This is a genomic window from Cyanobium gracile UHCC 0139 (assembly GCF_034931325.1).
GTDB lineage: Bacteria > Cyanobacteriota > Cyanobacteriia > PCC-6307 > Cyanobiaceae > Cyanobium > Cyanobium gracile_B.
In genome coordinates this window covers 102853-121178 of the sequence record NZ_JAYGHX010000004.1, presented here as the reverse complement: position 1 = coordinate 121178, position 18326 = coordinate 102853, and the positions used below count along the sequence as shown (strand labels likewise).

The following is an 18326-nucleotide window of genomic DNA, read 5'->3' as shown; positions in this document are numbered from 1 at the left end:
CCACATTGATGTGATCAATCTCTTGCGATCCATGGCTGGACAGGTTGGACGAGTCAGGCAGTGGCTGGCACGGCGCCTGCGCGCCGTCGCGGCGGTCCTGTGGCAGGAGACGCCACCACCTCCCCTGGCCCCGGCCCGCGCGGCCCTGGCCGCCAGCGTGCCCGAACCGGCCCTGACGAGGGCCCCAGCGCCTGATCCCGGCGCTGCCCTCCTTCCCGGTGTGCGGGAGCCCCTGTCAGTGGAGGCCGCCGTGCTCAGCAGGGACATGACCGTGCTCAAGCGGGAAGCGGCCGACTCCCTGGCGGCCCTGGGCGCGGCCCATGCCCTGGTGAGCTCCGACCGGCTCGCCCAGGTGCAGGAGCTGCGGCCCCGGGTCCTGGAAGGCCAGGCCTCCGGCGAGGCCCTGATGGCCCTTGCCGCCGACTATCAGGGATGGCAGGGCGACCAGGTGCGGATCTTCGACGCCCTGGCCCTGGTGCTGCGCATGCAGGTGCCCCGGGGCCTGGTGCTCGATCAGCTGGATCCCAACGTCCAGGAGCAGGCCCGCTCCCACCTGGAGGCCCTTTCGTTGGAGTACCAACGGCGCCTGCTGTCGGAACAGTTTCACACCTCCGTTTGAGGCCCGGCCTCGCCAGTCGGCTTCCGGCAGCAACGGCTACCATCCCGCTCCGTGTCCCGGCCGTCCTCCGGGAGACAACGTCCGATGGATCCCTTTCGGCTGCTTGAGCTCCTGATCCTGGTGGCTGTGCTGGTGGGGTTCGTCGGCCTGCTGCTACGCCGCAACCTGTTCCTCAAGGTGTTGGCCATGGACGTGATGGGGTCGGCCGTGGTCGGCCTGTTCGTGCTGGTCGCTGCGCGCTCCGGCCTGCAGAGCCCGATCCTGACGGCGCCCCTTGCCCCCGGTGCCGTCGCGGTTCCGCTCCCCATGGCCGACCCGATCCCCCAGGCCGTGATCCTCACGGCGATCGTGATCGGCCTCTCGATCCAGGCCCTGCTGCTGGTGGTGATCACCCGCCTGTCCCGCATCGACCCCAGCCTTGATCTGGCCAGCTTCGACGCCGGTCACCTCGACGCAGGGGGGCGGCGCTGATGGCGCCCCTCTCCGGCCAGTTCCTGCTGATCGGCTGGCTGCTGCTGCCCTACACGGCGGCCTTCCTGGCCGCCCTGCTCCCACCCCTCGCCCGCTGGCTGGCCGTGTTGTGCTGCCTGGCCACCGGCGCTGTGGCCGTCGCGATCCAGGCCGGTGCCCTCCCGGCGAGCCTCAGCCTGCTCGGCCCCTATGGGGTGGAGTTGCAGCCCGATGGCCTGGCGGCCCCGTTCCTGCTTCTCGATGCCCTGGTGTGCGGCGCGGTGGTGCTGGACGGCTGGCGACGGACGTTGCCCGGGCCCTTCCTGCTGCTGCTGATGGTGCTGCACGGCGGCCTGGCTTCCGCCTTCGTGGCGGTGGATCTGGTCAGCCTTTACGTGACCCTCGAAGTGGTGGGGATCGGCGCCTTCCTGCTGATCCTGGGCAGCCGATCGGAGCGCTCCCTATGGCTGGCGCTGCGTTACCTGCTGATCGGCAACACCGTGATGACCCTCTATCTGGTCGGCGCCGCCGTCGTCTATCTGACGCAGGGCAGTTTCCGGCTGGACGCCGTCGCCGGAGCCGGAGCCGCAGCCCTGGCCCTGTTGCTGGTGGGGCTGCTGACCAAGGCCGGGCTGTTTCTCTCAGGTCTGTGGCTGCCGCGCACCCACGCCGAGGCGCCGGCCGAAGTCTCCGCCCTGCTCTCCGGCGTGGTGGTCGCCGCCGGCATCGTCCCCCTGCTGCGGCTGAGCAGTGTGGTGCCCACCCTGGAGACGGTGCTCCCCATGATCGGTCTGGCCAGCGCCGGCCTGGGGCTGCTGTTCGCCCTGGTGGAGGCCGATGCCAAGCGGCTGCTGGCCTGGAGCACGCTCTCCCAGATGGGCCTGGTGGTGCTGGCGCCCGCCGCTGGAGGGCTCTACGCCCTCGGCCACGGGCTGGCCAAGGCCGCCCTGTTCCTGGTGGCCCGCCGTTTCCCTGGCCGCGACCTGGCCGGCTGGGCCGGTCGGCCCCTGGCCGCCGGCGTGTGGCTCCCGCTGTGGATCGGCTCCCTCTCGATCGTGGGGGTGCCCCCGCTGCTGGGCTTCTTCGCCAAGTCGGGACTTGATCGCGCCCTGCCGGAGCCCACGGGCCTGCTGCTCAGCCTGCTCACGGTGGGCTCCGCGGCGGTCTACGCGCGGCTCTGGGGCGCCCCCCTGCACGGCAAAGCCGCGCCGACCCCACCGGAGCCCGCCTGGTCCCCCGGGGTGCTGCTGCTGCTGCTGGCGCTGCTACTGCTCGGTGCTGCCGAGGCCACCCGCACCTGGAGTCCGGAGTTGCTGCCGGCGGCCGCCAAGGCGGCCCTGGTGCTGGCGGCCGGCGTGGGGGTGCACCTGCTGCTACAGCCCCTGCGGCGCAACCCCTGGTTCCGGCTGCCCGATCTGGAGGGGTTCCCCGATCTGGTGGGCGGCATCGGTGTGGTGGGGGCCGGCCTGCTGGTGTGGATCCAATGAGACGCCTGCTGCCCCTGCTGCTCACCACCGGTTTCCGGCTGGCGGTCTGGTGTCTGCTGACCGCCGACCTGAGCCGGCTCAACCTGCTGATCGGGCTGGTGGTGGCCCTGCTGCTCCCCCGCGCCCACTCCAGGCCCCTGCCGCTGCGGGCCCTGCTGCGGGCCTTTGGACGCAGCCTGCTGGCCGTCCCCCAGGCCTACCTGGAGGCCCTGCGGCTCATCGTCGGCCACGAGCCGGTGGAGGGGGAGACCAGCGAGGCCACCACTGACGGCACCATCCCCCTGCTGGTGTTCCTGGATGTGTTCCGCATCACCCTCACCCCCTTCACGATCGTGCTCGGCCTGGAGGACGGCGGTCGCCGCTACCGGATCCACGCCCTCACGCCCCGTCGCACCGGAGGGCCGACCCCATGACAGTGCTGCTCTGGGGGATGGTGCTGGCCCTGCTGATTCCGATCACGGTGGCCTGCCGGCCGTCCGATGTGTGGCACCGCCTGGCGGCCTTCTCCAGCGTCGCCAGCAAGGTGGCCCTGATCATCCTGGTGGTGGCGGCGGTGCGGGGCGACCGCATGCTGGCACTGGCCGGCGTGATCGTCCTGAGCGTCGGCAACGCCGGGCTGCTGCTGCTGGCCAACCTGCTGCGGGGGACGGAGCGATGACCCTTGCCGTCCTGGCCGATCACGCCAGCCTGCTGCTGCTGGGGGCCGGGCTGCTGCTCTGGTTCTGGGGCACCTGGCCCCTGCTGGAGAGCCGCAGCTATCTGAGCAAGCTGCACGCCCTTTCGGTGGCCGACACCCTCGGCTCGGCGCTGATGCTGCTGGGGCTGCTGCTGCGGATCCCCGGCCAGTGGCCCCTGCTGTTGCTGGCCCTGGTGGCGCTGATCCTGTGGAACACGATCTTCGGCTATGTGCTGGCCAACTGCTCGCTGGCCTCCCGCCGGGAGCCGGAGCCATGAGCGGCACCGTGTCCCTGCTCGGCGAACTGGATCTGCTCCTGCCGATCACCGCCCTGCTGCCCCTCACCGCCGTGCTGCTGGTGAGCCAGTCCAATCCCTATCAGACCCTGGTGCTGCGGGGCATCCTCGGGTCGGTGTCCACCCTGCTCTACGCCCTGCTCGGCGCGCCGGACGTGGCGATCACCGAGGCCCTGGTGGGCACCCTGCTGTCCACCACTCTCTACGCGGTGGCGCTGCGGTCCTCGATGGCGCTGCGGTTGTCCTATCCGGCCGACGCCCCCCCCAGCGAGGCCAGCCAGGCGCTGCTGCGCGACTGGCTGGAGCCTCTGTCGCTGCGGCTGCGCCTGCTGCCACCAGCTCCGGCGGAGGCCGCTGAGGCCGACGCGAGCCACGGTCGCCTCGGCCCGGGCCTGCGGCTGGAGGTCACCAACCCCAGGCTGGCGGAGCGGCTGCAGGCCCTGGAGGGTTATCGCCGCTGGCAAAGCAGCGGCGGTGAACTGCTGCTGCGGGAGCGGCCATGACCTGGCTCTACCTGCTGGCCGCCACCGCCCTCTGCCTGGCCCCGCTGGCCGCGGCCCTGCCACCGGTGCCTCCGATCGGCCCGGTGATCGCTTCCCTGGCCGCGATGACCGACGTGCCCAATCTGGTGTCGGGGGTGATCCTGCACACCCGCCTCTACGACACCATCGCCGAGGTGGTGGTGTTCACCCTGGCCTCGATCGGGGTGCGCTTCCTGCTGGCGGGGGAGCCCACCAAGACGAGCATCCGGGCCATCGAGGACGCGCCCTCGGTGGTGCTCTGCCAGCTCGGCGCCACCATGGCCGCCCTGATCGGGGTGGAGCTGGCCCTGCGCGGCCACCTGTCCCCGGGGGGCGGGTTCGCGGCGGGCGTGGCCGGCGGCACCGCCATCGGCCTGGTGCTGATCAGCGGCTCGGCCCGGCTCTCCGATCGCCTCTACCGCCGCTGGCGCGCCGACCTCTGGGAGAAGGCCGCCGTGATCGCCTTCGTGGTCCTCTCCGCCTTGGCCCTCGGCGGGGTCCCCCTGCCGGCCGGAACCTTCGGCACCCTGGCCTCGGGGGCCTGGATCCCCCTGCTCAACGTGCTGGTGGCCGTCAAGGTGACCCTGGGATCCTGGGCGATGGTGCAGCTGTTCGTGCGCCATCGGGGCTTGCTCTAGGCGGTGACGCCCACCCGCAGGCTGGAGCCGCGCTCGCCGGCGATCACTTCGATGCCGCCGCGGATGCGCTCCCGCAGGGCACCGACGTGGCTGATCAGGCCGATCAGCCGGCCCCCTTCCCGCAGCCGGTCGAGTTCGTCCATGGCCAGCTGCAGGTTGTCGGGATCGAGGCTGCCGAAGCCCTCGTCGATGAACAGGGCCTCCAGGGGCACACCGCCGGCGTGGGCCTGCACCGTGTCGGCCACCCCCAGGGCCAGGGCCAGGGAGGCCTGGAAGGTCTCCCCGCCCGAGAGGCTGCTCACCTCGCGCTCCTCGCCGGTGTAGGCATCCAGCACCCGCAGACCCAGACCGGCGTTGCGGCCGCCGTGGCCGCCCTCGTCGGTGAGCCGCAGCTGGTAGCGGCCGGAGGTCATCAGGGTCAGCCGCTGGTTGGCGAAGCCGCAGATGTCGGACAGGTAGGCGGAGAGCACCCAGCGCTGCAGGGAGATGTAGGGGGCCGCCTTGCCCTGGCAGCGGTTGGCCACGGCGCCCAGCCGCTCGGCCCGCTCCTGCTTCTGGGCCAGAGCGGCGGCCCCGGCCCGGTGCTCCGCAGCCAGCCGCCCGATCTCCCGCTGGGCGGCCCGGGCTTCGCTGTGGCGCTCCACCGCCCGGGTGCGGGCCCCATCCAGGCGGGCCACGGCCTCACCGGCGGCGCTGGTGTCGGGCCGGGCTTCGGGCGGATCGGCCAGATCGGGGGCGGCCAGGAGGTTGCGCTGCTCGATCACCGCCGCCTCGTAGGCCGCAATGCGCTCCACCAGCTTCCGGCGCCAGCTCTCCTCCTGCAGGGCCGCCGCGGCATCCGCCGCCGTGGCGAACGGTGAGGCGGCCAGTTCCTGGCCCAGCCGCCGGGCCGCCTGCTCCAGCTCGCTGCTGGCGCGGGTGTGGGCGCCGGCCCCGGCCACCAGGGCCTGGAGGGCGGCCTCCAGGGGCCCGAAGGCCCGCAGCACCGCGCCGGGCTCCAGCCCCTCCCCCAGCTCCAGGGCCACCTGCTCCGCCAGGGTCCGCTGCCGCTGGCTGGCCTCGGCCACGGCCCGGCGCTCCAGCGCGATCGCCGTGGCGGCGGCCTCGATGGCCTTGGCCAGCTGCTGGCGCTGCTGCTCCCGATCGGCGGTCCGCTGCTCCAGCGCCGGCAGACCGTCGGCCAGGGCCTGGGCCGCCTGGTGGGCCGCGGCCGCGCTGCCGGCGGCCTGGCGGGCGGCGAGCGGATCGGTGCCGTCGCCCGCCTTCTCCAGCACGGTGCCCAGGGCGGCCTGGGCGTTGGCCAGGGCCACCGCCGCTGCCTGCGCCGCCTGGGTGGCCGCGGCCAGGGTCCGTTCCGCGGCGGCGATCGCCGCGTCATCGACCGCGTTGTCCGAGGGCCGGGCCGGCGCCGGGTGGGACGTGGCGCCGCAGACCGGGCAGGGGGCTCCGGCGGCCAGACCCCCGGCCAGCCGGGCGGCCATGCCCTCGATCTGACGCCGCCGCAGCGCGTTGAGGTTGGCGGCCACCGCGTTGACCTCGCGATCGGCGCCGTTCCTGGCGACCTCGGCCGCGAGCTGCCGCTCCCGGGCCGGGGCGATCGCTTCGGCGGCCACGGCGCGGCCATCGGCCTCCCGGGCGGCCCGCTGCAGGCCCTCGAGCTGGTCGCGGGCACTGCGGGCCTGGGCGAGCAGCGCCAGCTCCCGCTCCTGCTCCGCCGCCAGCCGCTCCTGCCGGGCAACGGCCGCGCCCCGCCCGGCCTCGGCCTCGCCGGCCCGCTGGCTGGCGGCGGCCGCGGCCCCCCCGGCCTGGGCGGCCTCCTCGGCCTTGCGGGCCAGCTCCCGCACCTCGGCTCCCCGGGCGGCCAGGTCGGCACCGGCTGCGGCGAGGGCTTCGGCGGAGGGCAGCGCCACCAGATCCAGCCCCTGGACAGACACCGGCAGCGCCCGTGAGCCTTCGCGTGCCTGGAACGCCGCCCGCAGCTGCTCCTGCAGCCCCCGCTCCACCCGCTCCAGTTCCCGGCGGGCCCCCGCTTCGGCCACCAGGCTGGGGCGCAACGTTTCAGCCCGCTCCGCCTGGCTGAGCTTCTGGCGGTACGCCTCCACCATCTCCCGTTTGGCGTCCAGCTCACCCAGCCGGGTGGTGGCGGCGGCGCGCCGGTCCCAGCGCTCCGCCTGCGCCGTGAGAGCCGCCTGGGCCGCCTGGGCCGCCGTCAGGCTGGCGGAGGCCTCTTGCAGGGCGGCCTCGGTGCCCTGCACCACCACGCCGATCTGCTCCATCAGCGCTTCGAGGCCGGCCTGGTCGGCGGGTGGTTCGGGCGGTTCGGTCCCTTCCGGCAACTCGGGAGCCTGGGGGGCCCAGGCGTCGGCCGCCCGGCGCCGCAGCACCTCCTGCTCCCGGGTCTGGTCCAGCGCCAGGTTTCGCGCCGCGCGGGCCTGGTCCTCCAGCCACCAGCCGGCCCGCTCGTAGATCGCCGTGTCGAAGAGGGTCTTGAGCAGGGCTTCGCGCTCTTCGGCCTTGGCGCGGAGCACCTCGGCGAAGCGCCCCTGGGGCAGCAGGATCACCTGGCGGAACTGGGCGGCGCTGAGCCCCACCAGGCCCTCCACCTCCCGGGTCACCTCGGTGGTCTTCGCCGCCACGGCTCGCTCCGGCGACCCGGCGTCCAGGCGGAACAGGACCGCCTGGGCCGGTTTGTCGGTGGTGCCCTGGCCCCGGGCCTTCACGGCGGTGTGGGCCGGGGTGCGCTCGACGCGGTAGCGGGCGGTGCCGCAGGAGAACTCCAGGCTCACCCGGGGCACGGCAGCGGGGGGGGCGTGGTCGGAGCGCAGCCCCTTGACGCTGCGGTCGCCCGACACTTCGCCGTAGAGGGCGAAGCAGAGGGCATCGAGCAGGAAGGTCTTGCCGGCGCCGGTGGTGCCGTGGATCAGGAACAGCCCCTCGGCGGCCAGGGCGTCGAAATCGATCGCCACCGGATCGGCATAGGGCCCGAAGGCCTCGATCGTGAGCTGGTGGGGCTTCACCGCTCCCCTCCCCGTTCCGCCGCGTCCAGGGCGGCCTCCAGCAGCCCGGCCTCCGCCGCCGTGGCCGCCCGGCCCTGCTGGTCGGTGAAGAAGGCGGTGGCCAGCTCCAGCGGTGAACGGGCCTGGCGCACCTGGCGGTGGCGCTCGGCGTCACCGGCGCGGGCCACCTCGGGGGGCTCGTGGCGCAGCTCGGCGATGTGGGGGAAGCGGGCCCGCAGCCGGGCCATGGCCTGCAGGGGCAGGGTGTCGTCGGTGAGGATCGCCCGCACCCGGGCCTCGCTGGCGGCGGCGTGGCGGGGGTCACCGCAGAGCTCGTCGATGGGTCCCCGCAGGGTGCACAGCCGCCGGCCCACCCCGAGCGGCACCACTTCCACGCTGGGCGTGCCGTCGGCGGCCAGCTCCACGATCCGCACCGACTTGACGTGCCGCTCCTCGGAGAAGGAATAGGCCAGGGGGGTGCCCGAATAGGCCACCCGGGGGCCGTCCAGCTGCTGGGAGGCGTGCAGGTGGCCCAGGGCCACGTAATCGAAGCCCGCGAAGGCCGCCACGCTCACCCGGTCCACGTTGCCGATGGTGAGCTCCCGCTCCGACTCCGACGTCTCGCCGCCGGCCACGAAGGTGTGGGCCACCAGCACCGCACGGTGCGGCGGCCGTTCGCGGCGGTCGGCGTGGATGCCCTCGATGGCCAGCCGGGTCACCTCCTCGTGGCGCAGGCGCAGCGGTGCTCCGGCCAGGGTCGGTCCGTCCACCGCCGGCTCCAGGTAGGGCAGGGGATAGATGGCCACCGGCGCGCCGCCGTCCCTGGGCGTCACCAGCACCGGCTCGGTGGCCCGGCCCACATCGCCCCGCACCGTGACCCCGAAGGCCGAGAGCAGCGGGTCGTACACCGACACCCGCACATGGGAATCATGGTTGCCGGCGATGGCGACCACGGCGGTGCCATCGCGGCTCAGCCGGGCCAGGGCCCTGTTGAACAGGTCCACGGCCTCGGTCGGCGGGATGGCCCGGTCGTAGAGGTCGCCGGCGATCAGCACCGCATCGACGGCATGCGCGCGGGCCAGTTCGGCGATCCGCTCGATCGCCGCCTCCTGCTCCTCCAGCAGCGAGGCGCCGTGGAAACGGCGGCCCAGGTGCCAGTCGGAGGTGTGCAGCAGGCGCATGGGGGCCAGGCTACGGAGCCCCACGGCCAGCAAGGCGGTCCCGTTGCGGGCCGGCGGTGAAGCGGCGCAGGCGTCCGCAAGGGACTGGAGCGCCTGGAGGGGAGCAGGGAAGCGGGATCGGATCGAGGCAGCCGGCATCGAACTGGGAGGACCCCACCGGGACCGTGCCATCTCGGCAGACCGTGAGCTCCTGGCTGCGGTTGGGCGTGCTCCACTTCTGTCCTGCCCCGGCCCATCACGGCGTTGCCAGGGGCCGGGCTTGATCCAGTTTCAGACTGGCAGATTCCGCATTCAGTCCCAGTCTCAGCCCCGCGGCGGATTTGATGTCTGAGCGTTCGTGGCGCGGGGCGCCAGGCGTGGTCCGATCGCAACACTGCAAACGCTGCCGATGTTGCTCAACCGACCCCCAGGCAACTGCAAGGGCGAAGGAATGACGCAACGCGTCATTTGATCGGCTTCTGATGCTTCTTGCGCGTCTCCAGCCGATGCAGATTTTGCCCACCCGCCCGCGCGTCCATGCAACGCATGGGCAGGTCTTCGGCTTCAGTGGCGGCAGGACTGCTGCAGCATCCATGCAGCGCCTCCCTGTCCAGGCCGGAAGGAGTTCTGGGATGGTTTTGCAGATGAACCCCCTTAGGCTGCCAGGACTGCCGTGGCCGCGTTGCCCCGTGATGAAGACCTCACTGGATTGCATTCCCTGCCTGCTGCGGCAGACCCTGGAGGCAGCACGATTGATCACCTCCGATTCTTCCACCCATGAACGGCTGCTCAGGGAAGCGCTGCATTGGGCTGAACGAATGGACCTGAATCAATCACCGCCCGCCATGGCTCAACGCATCCACCGACGCCTGCGGGAGATGACGGGAGTGAATGATCCCTACCGAGAAACCAAGGAGTGGCAGAACCGTGTCGTGATGGAGATGCTCCCGGCGCTTCAGGCCGAGGTGATGGCTTCCGGCGACCCCCTCCTGACGGCCACCCGACTGGCGATCGCCGGCAATGCCATCGACATGGGCAGCAATGGCCAGCTCACGGAGCAGGATGTTCGCCAGGCTGTGCAGAAGGCGCAGATGGATCCTTTCTCTGGAGACGTGGAGCGATTTCGAGGCGCCGTCAGCCAAGCTGAAACGATCCTCTACCTGGCGGACAATGCCGGGGAAATCGCCATCGATCGCCTGCTGGTGGATCAGCTGCTTCCGAGGAGGATCATCGTGGTCGTGCGCGGATTCCATGTTCTCAATGATGCCACCCGAGTCGATGCAGAGCGGGTGGGACTTGATCCAGTGGTGGAGGTCATCGACAACGGCTCGGATGCCCCGGGAACCATCCTCTCGGATGGTAGCCAGGAACTGCGTGAGCGCTTTTCTGCCGCTGACCTGATCATCGCCAAGGGGCAGGGAAACTATGAATCCCTGAGCGATGAGCCTGGCAACATCTTTTTTCTGTTCAAGGTGAAATGTCGCGTGATTGCCGATCGTGTCGGCCAGCCGATGGGGACTCAGATGCTGCTCCACGCCTGAGCTGCCGCCGCGATCACGACCCCTTGCGGGCCAATCCCAGGGCGCGCACGAGGGGCCCGAATGGCTTGAGGAAGCGGCTTTCGTGCAAACCACCCTTGAGCACCCGGTGCCAGTACACCCAGGGGAACACCCGCGTTTCCACCAGGAACATGCTCCAGCGCTCCTTGGTGGGGTCCACCAGGAAGGAACTCACCGGCTGCAGGGTGTAGTCGAACTCCGCCATCACCACATCGTGGAAGCTGGTGATCAGGGGGCAGGCGGTGTAGCCGTCGTACCGGGCCGCCAGAGGCCGCCCATCCAGGTGGGCCAGCAGGTTGGCCACCAGCACCGGCGCCTGGCCGCGCACGGCCGCCAGACTCTTGGCCGTGGGCAGGGAACTCACATCGCCGAGGGCGAACACGTCGGCATGGCGTGTGTGCTGGCAGGTGTGGCGATCGACTTCCACCCAGCCCCCCGGCCCGGCGATCGCCAGGGGGCTGGCGGCGATCACGTCCGGCGCCGCCATGGGAGGCACCACGTGGAGCAGGTCGTAGGCCATCGCCTCGCGCCTGGGCTCACACCCCTCGGCCAGCACCTCGAAGACGGCCACCTTTTCCTCGGCGCGCACCTCGACCAGGTTGTGGAACAGGCGTGTCTCGATTCCCCGGCGCTCGACCACCCGCTCCACGGTGGCGTTGTAGGCCTCCACCGGATAGAGCTGCGCCTGGGCGCTGCAGAAGATCACCTTGGTGTTCACCCCAACGCCGCTGGTGGCCTGGAAGATGTCGTCGGCCAGATACATCACCTTCTGGGGGGCGCCACCGCATTTGATCGGTGTGGCGGGATGGGTGAAGAGGGCCGTTCCACCACGGAACGCGCGGATCGCCTTCCAGGTGGCGGCGACGTGGGGGTGGGAATAATTGCTGACGACCCCGTGGTGGCCGAGGGCCTCCGGCAGGCCCTTGATGCGGCTCCAGTCGAGCTTCAGGCCCGTGGCCACCACCAGCACCTCGTAGCTGAGGGTGTCCCCGGCCGCGGTGATCACCCGGCGGGCCTCGGGCTCGAAGGTGGCGGCACGGTCCTGGATCCAGACGGCGCCGGCCGGAATCACGGCGGCCTCCGGTCGATGGGTCTGGGCGTAGGGGAGCAGGCCGGCACCGGCCAGGATCCAACCGGACTGGTAGGCATGGACGGAGGCGGGCTCCAGGATCGCCACATCCAGGCCGGGGCGGGCGCGCAGCAGCTGGGCGGCAACGGTGATGCCGGCGGAACCGCCACCCACGATCAGAACCCGGTGGTGGCGGCGGTCTTTCGATGCAGCAGCAGCCATCTCCCCATCACGCCATGGAGTCCACTCTGGAGGCACCCGGCGGGGAACCGCAGCCCTGGACACAGAAGTTAATGCGCTCACACGCATAAACAGATAGAATCAGGGTCCAGTGTCGGGGTCAGGCCGATGGCTCCAGCTCAGCGGCCCGACCCTCCGGTCCCGGCGGCAGCGCCGGTGCCCCTTCTGAAGCATGGAGGCATCTTCACCGCCGTGAATCCGGCCGACTGGATCCGCCACTGGCGCCAGCCCAACCACCTGATGCTGGCGGTGCCCTGGCCGGGCTTCTTCGGACTGATCACGGCGGGTTATCTGCTGCTCCATCTGCTGTTCGCCCTGCTCTACCGGCTCGACCCCCACGGCATCGCCGGGGTGGCCGGTGAGACGACCAGCTTCTCGGAGGCCTTCTTCTTCAGCGTGCAGACCCTGGGGTCGATCGGCTATGGAACCTTCCATCCCAGCAGCCTGTTCACCCACCTGCTGGTCACCGTCGAATCCCTGCTGGGGTTGATCGTGATCGCCCTGATGACCGGGATGGCGTTCAGCCGCTTTTCCCGTTCCACCGCGCGGATCCTGTTCTCCGACGTGGCCACCGTCCACGATTACGAGGGCCTGCCCACCTTGATGTTCCGCCTGGCCAACGAACGCCGCAAGACGATCCTGGAGGCCAGGGTCCAGGCCTATCTCGCCATCGATGAGCGAACGCGGGAGGGTCACCGCATGCGGCGCCTGCACCCGATGGCCCTGACCCGCGACCGCTCCCCCCTGTTCCTGCTCACCTGGACCCTGATGCATCCCATCGATGTCCACAGCCCCCTGCGGGGACGGACGTCCGCCGACCTCAGGGCCGGCCAGGCGGAGATCGTGATGGCGTTCAGTGGCGTCGACGCCACCCTGGAACGGCCGATCTACGCCCATCACCATGTCCCGGCCCCCGGCGTGCTGTTCGGCCAGGGCTTCGACGACATGATGCAGGAGGAGGAGGGCCAGGGTCAGTGCTTCGACTTCGCCAACTTCAACCGCACGCACCCGTCCCCCTGGCACGGACCGGATTTGTCGTAATCGCGGTAGTGTTATAACGCCACTCTGAGCCGTATGCCATGTCGCTTCCCTGTCGCCGTCCTTCCCTGCTGAGGAGGTCCGTGCTGGCGCTTCTCCCCTGGCTGTTGGTCCTGCTCATGGGAGCCCCCCCTGCCCTGGCGGCCCAGAGCTGGTCGCTCAACGATGGGGCGGGTCATCGACTCAACGCCAGGGTTTTCGAGCAGCCGTTTCCGGAGTACCCCTCCGGCCTGCGGCTCCGCCTCAATGCCCTGGAGACCGGCACGCGGCTGGATCACCAGGAGGAACTGGTGCTGAGCGATTCCCTGGGCCAGGAATGGAGCCTGCCCAACCGCAGCGAGGAGCTGGTCGAGAAGGGCCGTGGGCCCATCCCCGCCGGTTCGGCCCAGTTCGACCTGGATGCCCTGATGCCCCGCCCCAGTGAGGCGTTGCCCCTGCATCTGACCGTGGCGTCGTCCGAAGGGGGCCTGGGGTTCGACCTCACACCCGATGAGGCGATGGCGCTGCACGCCATGGGATCGGTGCCCCGGGGCGGCGATCAGGCCTGAGCGGTCCCGGAGCCGTCCGGACTGGAAACGGCTTCGCCGGCGGCCTGCCAGCCGGCGAAGCTCGGCGGAAAGCCCCGCACATGGGTGTAGCCACGCAGGTGCAGAGCCATCACACCCATGGCCGAGCGAAATCCTGTGGAGCAGTAGAGAACGATTTCTTTGTCTGTGGGGATGTCGCTGAGTTGATCATCGAGTTCCCTGAGGGGGATGTTGATGGCCCCGAGGATGTGGCCGGCTCGGTACTCCGAAGGCTGGCGCACATCGATCAGCAGGGTGTTGCCGCCCGCCAGCTGGCGCTTGAGGGCTGGAACCGTCCTGAGCGTGTGGAAGTCTGCGGGGAGGGAATGGAGGTACTGGTCCACGGCACCCTGCAGGGCGGTGACCCCCTGCGGTTCCGCCAACGCTGAACCGGAGCCACCCCCCAGCAGCAGAACCAGCAGGGCGAGGGCGAGGCCTCTGAGCGCCTGGGACAGCGAGGTTTGCATGCGTGGGTGTCAGGGGGAGGATCAGGCTGTCCGACTCACCGGCGCAGGGCCTGGGAGCCTGCCAGCAGGGGGAGGGCCAGCTCGGGCGACAGGCGGAATGGCGCCGATCTCCTGGTTCAGGCCTTTCGTTCAGGCCTGTCGCTCAGGCCTTGTCGAGCTCGATGTCGACCTTACCGCGGAATGCGATGTAATTGTAGATGTTGTAAAAGAGCATGATCGGAATCAGAACGCCGATGAAGGTGAGCATGAACACCATCGACGTGACAGAGGAAGAGGCTTCGAAGATGGTGATTGAGGGAGGAATGATCGCCGGAAACACCATCACACCGAGACCCGCAAAACTGAGAACGAACAGCAGCACCGTGTACACGAAAGGCCATACTTCCTGACCCATGGCGAGGCTGCGGAACAGCTGCACGATCAGGGCGATGCCCAGCAGGGGCAGGAGCACGAAGAAGGGCAGGAAGGCCGGATCGAACAGCCGCGCCCGCAGGGTTTCCGAGACGAAGGGGGAGGTGACCGTGATCAGCAGGGCCCCCCCCAGGGTGGTGGCCGCGGCCAGCCGGGCGGTGCGCACGTGCAGCTGCTGCAGTTCGCCGCTGGTCTTGAGGATCAGGTAGGTGGAGCCGATCAGCACATACCCCTGGATCAGGGTGAGGGCCACCACCAGGCTGCTGCCGTTGAACCAGATCCAGGGGGAACCGATGAAGTGCCCATCGACGTCGGTGGGCAGGCCGGAGAGCACCGTGCCCAGGCAGATCCCCTGGGACGCGGCGGCCAGCAGGCTGCCGATGCCGAAGGTGAGGTTCCAGGGCCGCTTGTTGATGGCGTTCTCGCGGAACTCGAAGGCCACGGCCCGCAGGATCAGGCCGAGGATCATCAGGTAGATCGGCCCGTAGAGGGCCTTGAGGATCGTGCCGTAGGCGAGGGGAAAGGCCCCGAACAGCGCCCCGCCCATCAGCACCAGCCAGGTTTCATTGGCGTCCCAGATGGAGCCGAGCGAGGCCATCAGCAGCGTGCGCTGCTGCTCGCTGGGGGAGGTGAGCGACAGGATCCCCACCCCCAGATCGAAGCCGTCGAGGATCACGTAGAGGAGCAGAAACAGCGCCAGGATCACGAACCAGACCACCGGCATGAAGACATCGAGGAAGTCCATCAGTCGGTCGGCAGGGGGAGGGGCCCGCGGACGGGACCGGTCGGTGGCTCCAGGGTGAGATCGGGACCCTGGCGGATGATGCGGGCGCCGAAGACCAGGGCGAACAGCAGCAGGGTGGCGTAGAGCACCGTGAAGCCGCTCAGGCTGAGCAGCACCTCCTGGGCCGGCAGCTGGGAGGCGGCCTCGGAGGTGCGCAGCTGGCCGTAGACCGTCCAGGGCTGCCGGCCGACGCAGCGCACGATCCAGCCCGACTCGATCGCCAGGTAGCCGGCCGGGGCGGCCAGGATCCAGCACCAGCTCAGCCAGGCCTGACGGCGGAAGAACGCGGGGGTCAGGCCGGTGCGCCACCACAGCAGCACGGTCAGGCCCATCAGGGCGGTGACGGCGATGCCGATCCCCGCCATCAGACGGAAGGCGTAGAAGATCAGCCCCACCATGCGAGGGCGCTGGTCGGCAGGCCAGCTGTTCAGGCCCCGCACGTCCTGGCTGAGTCGGGGCCGGCCTTCGAGGATCCAGCTGAGCCCGCCGGGCAGGCCCACCGCCCAGCGGTTGCGGCCGCCGTTCTCATCGGGCGCGGCTATCACGGTCCAGGGGGGGGCCTCGCCGGCGGCGTGGTTCTCCCAGAGCGCCTCCATGGCGGCCAGCTTGGTGGGCTGGTGCTCGGCCACTTGCAGGCCGCTTTCGTGGCCCGCCAGGACCTGGAGGGGAGCGACCACGAGCAGGACCACCAGGGCCAGCCGGAAGGAGAAGGAGAAGAAGGCCTCCGCCTTGCCGGCCAGCAGCGACCAGGCGCTGATCGCCGCCACCACCAGCATCGAGGTTTCCACCGTGGCCAGGCTCATGTGCAGCACGCTGCGCAGCATGAACGGGTTGTTGATGGCGGTGAAGTAGTTCTCCACGTGGAAATGGCCCTGGCTGAAGCTGCCGCCGGCGGGAGTCTGCAGCCAGGAGTTGGCGCTGAGGATCCAGAACACCGAGAGGTTGGCGCCGAAGGCCACCATCACGGTGGAGAGGAAATGGATCACCGGCGGCACCCGGTTCCAGCCGAACAGCATGATGCCGAGGAAGCCGGCCTCGAGCATGAAGGCCATGGCGCCCTCGAAGCCGAGCACGGCCCCGAAGAAGTCACCCACGAACTCCGAGAGCGGCGCCCAGTTGGTGCCGAACTGGAACTCCATCGGCAGCCCGGAGGCCACGCCGATGCCGAAGTTGAGCACGTAGAGCCTGGCCCAGAAGCGGGCCTGCCGGTAGTAGAGGGGGTTCTGGGTGCGCAGCCAGAGGGCTTCGAGGATCACCAGAAAGATCGCCAGGCCGGTGGAGAGCACCGGCCAGAGCATGTGGAAGATCGCCGTCAGGGCGAACTGCAGGCGCGAGAGAACGAGGGTGTCGGCAAGCCAGTCCATCGGGAAGGCGCGGTGGTAAGGAGTTGCCAGGGCTGAGCTGGGGCCGCTTGATGGACCCTTCCGAGAGGCGGCTCACGCCCTCGTCAGGTTGCATCGGCATGCTGTGAGCACGATTCCGTTGTGAGCGGATGAACACAGGCCGCCGTTCACCGATGGCTTCATGCGACCAGGCCCATGTCGTGATGGGATGGGCCATGCTGGAGCCATGAACCCTTCCACGCCGGCCTCCACCGCTGAGGCGAGCCACTGGGACCAGCGCTACCGGCAGGGCGGCGACGGCTGGGAGCTGGGCCGGCCGGCTCCGCCCCTCGACCGGTTTCTGCGCACGCACCCGTCGGCACCCCGCCCGCCGGGGCTGGTGCTGGTGCCGGGCTGCGGCCGCGGCCATGAGGCCGCCCTGCTCGAAGCCCTCGGATTCGACGCCATCGGCCTCGATTTCAGTGGCGAGGCCCTGGGAGCCGCCCGTGCGCTCCATGGCCGGGAACGATCCAGCCTGCGCTGGCTGCAGGCCAATCTGTTCGACCGGCCGGCCCTGGAGGCGGCTGGCCTCACGTCCGGAACCCTTGCGGGGATCGTCGAGCACACCTGCTTCTGCGCCATCGATCCCGGCCGGCGCGAGGACTACATCGCCACCGCCAGCCATCTGCTGGCACCGGGCGGCTGGCTGCTGGCGCTGTTCTGGTGCCATGGCAAGCCGGGCGGTCCCCCCTGGGGCGGCGACCCCGGGGTGGTGGCCGGCCAGTGCCGCGCCGCCGGCCTGGTGCCGGAGATCTGGGAGCCGGCCACCGGTTCGGTGGACCAGCGCCGCGACGAATGGCTGGGCCTCTGGCGCCGAGCCGCAGCGCCCGGCTCCAGCGGGGGGAAACCACCATGCTGAGCGCCCTTGGGGATCGGCTGCGGGCCTGGGGCTTCTCCTGGGAGGGTCTGCGGGACAACCGCCACGGCGAATGGTGGGTGCTGGGGCAGATGGCCCTGATCACCGCCCACTGGCTGCCGCCGACCCCTCCCCCCTCGGCTCTGGGGTTCCACTGGCCCCTGGCCCTGCGCCTGCTCGGTGGGGTCACGTTCCTGATCGGGGTGGTGGTCGGCGCCCAGGGGGCCCTCAACCTGGGGGACAGCCTCAGCCCATTGCCGGAGCCGATTCCAGGCGCGCCCCTGGTGACCGAGGGGGCCTATGCCCGCTGCCGCCACCCCCTGTATCAGTCGCTGCTGCTCTGTTCCCTGGGGGTGGCGATCGCCCTCGGCAGCCTGCTGCACCTGGGCCTGCTGCTGGCCCTGGCGACACTGCTCAGCCTCAAGGCACGACGGGAGGAGAGGCGCCTGTGTCTGCTGCACCCCGGCTACGCCGAGGCCATGGCGTCCACTCCGGCGATCGTTCCCTTCGTGCCCGGCCTCGACTGGCGGGTGTGCTCAGACCCGGCCTGATCCCAGTGACACCCTGTTCCAGGGCATGGCGGCCAGCAGCCGGGCCATGCCACAGAAGCCGGAGACGCCGGCGAAGGTGAGCCCGGCCCCCACGAAGCCGCTCAGCCAGATCCAGCCCGGGGCCACGGTCTGGCTGAGGATCACCCCCACCAGCACCAGGCTGCCGGCGACGATCTGGACCTGGCGCATCAGCGGCAGCGGCGCCCCCTTGAGCTTGCGCACCGGCAGGCCGGCCTGCTGCCAGGCGGGCACACCACCGAGCAGGTCGGCGACGGGGTGGGGATGGCCCTGACCGAGCAGCTGGGTGAGTCCCTTGCCGCTGCGGTTGCCGCTCTGGCAGACCAGCACCAGCGGACCGCGGGGCAGGTCGGCCTGGGTCAGGCGGGAGAGGGGCACGTTGAGGCTGCCGGCGATGTGGCCGGTGGCGAACTCCATCGGCTCGCGCACATCGATCACGGTGACCTCACCGGCCGCCAGCTGGTCGGCGAGGTCGTGGGCACTGATGCGACTGGGGCTGGACATGGGCGTGGCGGTCATGGTCGTGGTGGTCATGGATCGAG

At 70.6% G+C, this 18326-nt stretch carries 20 protein-coding genes; 13 read left to right on the top strand and 7 right to left on the bottom strand.

The features are described 5' to 3' along the window. The first annotated feature begins 31 nt into the window (after positions 1 to 31). The 8 genes from VB738_RS08295 to VB738_RS08260 all read left to right on the top strand — a co-directional run bounded on the left by VB738_RS08295 (position 32) and on the right by VB738_RS08260 (position 4687). Positions 32 to 619, top strand: coding sequence for a hypothetical protein (locus VB738_RS08295; RefSeq protein WP_323305304.1), 588 nt, complete (start codon positions 32 to 34; stop codon positions 617 to 619). An 84-nt stretch (positions 620 to 703) separates the two neighbouring features. Next, entirely contained in the window at positions 704 to 1090 is a 387-nt protein-coding gene (locus VB738_RS08290; RefSeq protein ID WP_323305303.1) for a cation:proton antiporter subunit C, read from the top strand. Continuing rightward, positions 1090 to 2556, top strand: a complete 1467-nt coding sequence (locus VB738_RS08285) for a proton-conducting transporter membrane subunit (RefSeq protein WP_323305302.1) — start codon at positions 1090 to 1092, stop codon at positions 2554 to 2556. Before VB738_RS08290 ends, VB738_RS08285 begins: the two co-directional genes overlap by 1 nt. After that, positions 2553 to 2969, top strand: coding sequence for a Na+/H+ antiporter subunit E (locus tag VB738_RS08280; protein WP_323305301.1), 417 nt, complete (start codon positions 2553 to 2555; stop codon positions 2967 to 2969). Before VB738_RS08285 ends, VB738_RS08280 begins: the two co-directional genes overlap by 4 nt. Continuing rightward, positions 2966 to 3214: a hypothetical protein gene (locus tag VB738_RS08275; RefSeq protein ID WP_323305300.1), complete on the top strand. Its 249-nt coding sequence runs from the start codon at positions 2966 to 2968 to the stop codon at positions 3212 to 3214. The genes VB738_RS08280 and VB738_RS08275 overlap by 4 nt, the downstream gene beginning before the upstream one ends. After that, positions 3211 to 3510: a monovalent cation/H(+) antiporter subunit G gene (locus VB738_RS08270; RefSeq protein ID WP_323305299.1), complete on the top strand. Its 300-nt coding sequence runs from the start codon at positions 3211 to 3213 to the stop codon at positions 3508 to 3510. Before VB738_RS08275 ends, VB738_RS08270 begins: the two co-directional genes overlap by 4 nt. After that, positions 3507 to 4031: a hydrogenase subunit MbhD domain-containing protein gene (locus VB738_RS08265; RefSeq protein WP_323305298.1), complete on the top strand. Its 525-nt coding sequence runs from the start codon at positions 3507 to 3509 to the stop codon at positions 4029 to 4031. Before VB738_RS08270 ends, VB738_RS08265 begins: the two co-directional genes overlap by 4 nt. Next, positions 4028 to 4687, top strand: coding sequence for a Na(+)/H(+) antiporter subunit B (locus VB738_RS08260; protein ID WP_323305297.1), 660 nt, complete (start codon positions 4028 to 4030; stop codon positions 4685 to 4687). Before VB738_RS08265 ends, VB738_RS08260 begins: the two co-directional genes overlap by 4 nt. On the opposite strand, the gene VB738_RS08255 is transcribed toward VB738_RS08260, so the two are convergent. Continuing rightward, positions 4684 to 7704: an SMC family ATPase gene (locus tag VB738_RS08255; protein ID WP_323305296.1), complete on the bottom strand. Its 3021-nt coding sequence runs from the start codon at positions 7702 to 7704 to the stop codon at positions 4684 to 4686. The two genes, VB738_RS08260 and VB738_RS08255, sit on opposite strands and share 4 nt — an antisense overlap. Continuing rightward, on the bottom strand, positions 7701 to 9002 hold the full coding sequence (locus VB738_RS08250) for an exonuclease SbcCD subunit D (protein WP_323305295.1): 1302 nt from the start codon (positions 9000 to 9002) through the stop codon (positions 7701 to 7703). The genes VB738_RS08255 and VB738_RS08250 overlap by 4 nt, the downstream gene beginning before the upstream one ends. Before the next feature lie 533 nt (positions 9003 to 9535). On the opposite strand from VB738_RS08250, the gene VB738_RS08245 reads away from it, so the two are divergent. After that, the gene (locus tag VB738_RS08245; protein WP_323305294.1) at positions 9536 to 10384 is read left to right on the top strand and encodes a damage-control phosphatase ARMT1 family protein; all 849 of its coding nucleotides are present in this window, start codon (positions 9536 to 9538) and stop codon (positions 10382 to 10384) included. Between the two features lie 13 nt (positions 10385 to 10397). Here VB738_RS08245 and VB738_RS08240 read toward each other — a convergent pair whose 3' ends face one another. Beyond that, the gene (locus VB738_RS08240) at positions 10398 to 11693 is read right to left on the bottom strand and encodes an FAD/NAD(P)-binding oxidoreductase (protein ID WP_323305293.1); all 1296 of its coding nucleotides are present in this window, start codon (positions 11691 to 11693) and stop codon (positions 10398 to 10400) included. A gap of 126 nt (positions 11694 to 11819) precedes the next feature. Here VB738_RS08240 and VB738_RS08235 point away from each other — a divergent pair, with 126 nt between their 5' ends. Continuing rightward, on the top strand, positions 11820 to 12752 hold the full coding sequence (locus VB738_RS08235) for an ion channel (protein WP_323305292.1): 933 nt from the start codon (positions 11820 to 11822) through the stop codon (positions 12750 to 12752). A gap of 38 nt (positions 12753 to 12790) precedes the next feature. Continuing rightward, a complete protein-coding gene (locus VB738_RS08230) occupies positions 12791 to 13297 on the top strand; it encodes a DUF3122 domain-containing protein (RefSeq protein WP_323305291.1) in 507 nt (168 codons plus the stop codon). Here the strand turns inward: VB738_RS08230 and VB738_RS08225 are convergent. The 3 genes from VB738_RS08225 to VB738_RS08215 all read right to left on the bottom strand — a co-directional run bounded on the left by VB738_RS08225 (position 13288) and on the right by VB738_RS08215 (position 16341). Next, a complete protein-coding gene (locus VB738_RS08225; RefSeq protein ID WP_323305290.1) occupies positions 13288 to 13782 on the bottom strand; it encodes a rhodanese-like domain-containing protein in 495 nt (164 codons plus the stop codon). The two genes, VB738_RS08230 and VB738_RS08225, sit on opposite strands and share 10 nt — an antisense overlap. 142 nt (positions 13783 to 13924) lie before the next feature. After that, on the bottom strand, positions 13925 to 14938 hold the full coding sequence (cydB, locus tag VB738_RS08220; RefSeq protein WP_323305289.1) for a cytochrome d ubiquinol oxidase subunit II: 1014 nt from the start codon (positions 14936 to 14938) through the stop codon (positions 13925 to 13927). After that, positions 14938 to 16341: a cytochrome ubiquinol oxidase subunit I gene (locus VB738_RS08215; RefSeq protein ID WP_323305288.1), complete on the bottom strand. Its 1404-nt coding sequence runs from the start codon at positions 16339 to 16341 to the stop codon at positions 14938 to 14940. Before VB738_RS08215 ends, cydB begins: the two co-directional genes overlap by 1 nt. A gap of 205 nt (positions 16342 to 16546) precedes the next feature. Here VB738_RS08215 and VB738_RS08210 point away from each other — a divergent pair, with 205 nt between their 5' ends. Both VB738_RS08210 and VB738_RS08205 read left to right on the top strand, forming a co-directional pair. After that, positions 16547 to 17218: a class I SAM-dependent methyltransferase gene (locus tag VB738_RS08210; RefSeq protein WP_323305287.1), complete on the top strand. Its 672-nt coding sequence runs from the start codon at positions 16547 to 16549 to the stop codon at positions 17216 to 17218. Continuing rightward, the gene (locus VB738_RS08205) at positions 17212 to 17766 is read left to right on the top strand and encodes a methyltransferase family protein (protein WP_323305286.1); all 555 of its coding nucleotides are present in this window, start codon (positions 17212 to 17214) and stop codon (positions 17764 to 17766) included. Before VB738_RS08210 ends, VB738_RS08205 begins: the two co-directional genes overlap by 7 nt. Here the strand turns inward: VB738_RS08205 and VB738_RS08200 are convergent. Further along, entirely contained in the window at positions 17752 to 18318 is a 567-nt protein-coding gene (locus VB738_RS08200; protein ID WP_323305285.1) for a rhodanese-like domain-containing protein, read from the bottom strand. The two genes, VB738_RS08205 and VB738_RS08200, sit on opposite strands and share 15 nt — an antisense overlap. Positions 18319 to 18326: the final 8 nt, after the last annotated feature.

What these genes read in the sequence shown, in the direction of transcription:
- VB738_RS08295 (WP_323305304.1), top strand. Translation starts at nt 32, where the DNA reads ATGGCTGGACAGGTTGGACGAGTCAGGCAGTGGCTGGCACGGCGCCTG.
- VB738_RS08290 (WP_323305303.1), top strand. Translation starts at nt 704, where the DNA reads ATGGATCCCTTTCGGCTGCTTGAGCTCCTGATCCTGGTGGCTGTGCTG.
- VB738_RS08285 (WP_323305302.1), top strand. Translation starts at nt 1,090, where the DNA reads ATGGCGCCCCTCTCCGGCCAGTTCCTGCTGATCGGCTGGCTGCTGCTG.
- VB738_RS08280 (WP_323305301.1), top strand. Translation starts at nt 2,553, where the DNA reads ATGAGACGCCTGCTGCCCCTGCTGCTCACCACCGGTTTCCGGCTGGCG.
- VB738_RS08275 (WP_323305300.1), top strand. Translation starts at nt 2,966, where the DNA reads ATGACAGTGCTGCTCTGGGGGATGGTGCTGGCCCTGCTGATTCCGATC.
- VB738_RS08270 (WP_323305299.1), top strand. Translation starts at nt 3,211, where the DNA reads ATGACCCTTGCCGTCCTGGCCGATCACGCCAGCCTGCTGCTGCTGGGG.
- VB738_RS08265 (WP_323305298.1), top strand. Translation starts at nt 3,507, where the DNA reads ATGAGCGGCACCGTGTCCCTGCTCGGCGAACTGGATCTGCTCCTGCCG.
- VB738_RS08260 (WP_323305297.1), top strand. Translation starts at nt 4,028, where the DNA reads ATGACCTGGCTCTACCTGCTGGCCGCCACCGCCCTCTGCCTGGCCCCG.
- VB738_RS08250 (WP_323305295.1), bottom strand. Translation starts at nt 9,002, where the DNA reads ATGCCGGCTGCCTCGATCCGATCCCGCTTCCCTGCTCCCCTCCAGGCG.
- VB738_RS08245 (WP_323305294.1), top strand. Translation starts at nt 9,536, where the DNA reads ATGAAGACCTCACTGGATTGCATTCCCTGCCTGCTGCGGCAGACCCTG.
- VB738_RS08240 (WP_323305293.1), bottom strand. Translation starts at nt 11,693, where the DNA reads ATGGCTGCTGCTGCATCGAAAGACCGCCGCCACCACCGGGTTCTGATC.
- VB738_RS08235 (WP_323305292.1), top strand. Translation starts at nt 11,820, where the DNA reads ATGGCTCCAGCTCAGCGGCCCGACCCTCCGGTCCCGGCGGCAGCGCCG.
- VB738_RS08230 (WP_323305291.1), top strand. Translation starts at nt 12,791, where the DNA reads ATGTCGCTTCCCTGTCGCCGTCCTTCCCTGCTGAGGAGGTCCGTGCTG.
- VB738_RS08225 (WP_323305290.1), bottom strand. Translation starts at nt 13,782, where the DNA reads ATGCAAACCTCGCTGTCCCAGGCGCTCAGAGGCCTCGCCCTCGCCCTG.
- cydB (WP_323305289.1), bottom strand. Translation starts at nt 14,938, where the DNA reads ATGGACTTCCTCGATGTCTTCATGCCGGTGGTCTGGTTCGTGATCCTG.
- VB738_RS08215 (WP_323305288.1), bottom strand. Translation starts at nt 16,341, where the DNA reads ATGGACTGGCTTGCCGACACCCTCGTTCTCTCGCGCCTGCAGTTCGCC.
- VB738_RS08210 (WP_323305287.1), top strand. Translation starts at nt 16,547, where the DNA reads ATGAACCCTTCCACGCCGGCCTCCACCGCTGAGGCGAGCCACTGGGAC.
- VB738_RS08205 (WP_323305286.1), top strand. Translation starts at nt 17,212, where the DNA reads ATGCTGAGCGCCCTTGGGGATCGGCTGCGGGCCTGGGGCTTCTCCTGG.
- VB738_RS08200 (WP_323305285.1), bottom strand. Translation starts at nt 18,318, where the DNA reads ATGACCACCACGACCATGACCGCCACGCCCATGTCCAGCCCCAGTCGC.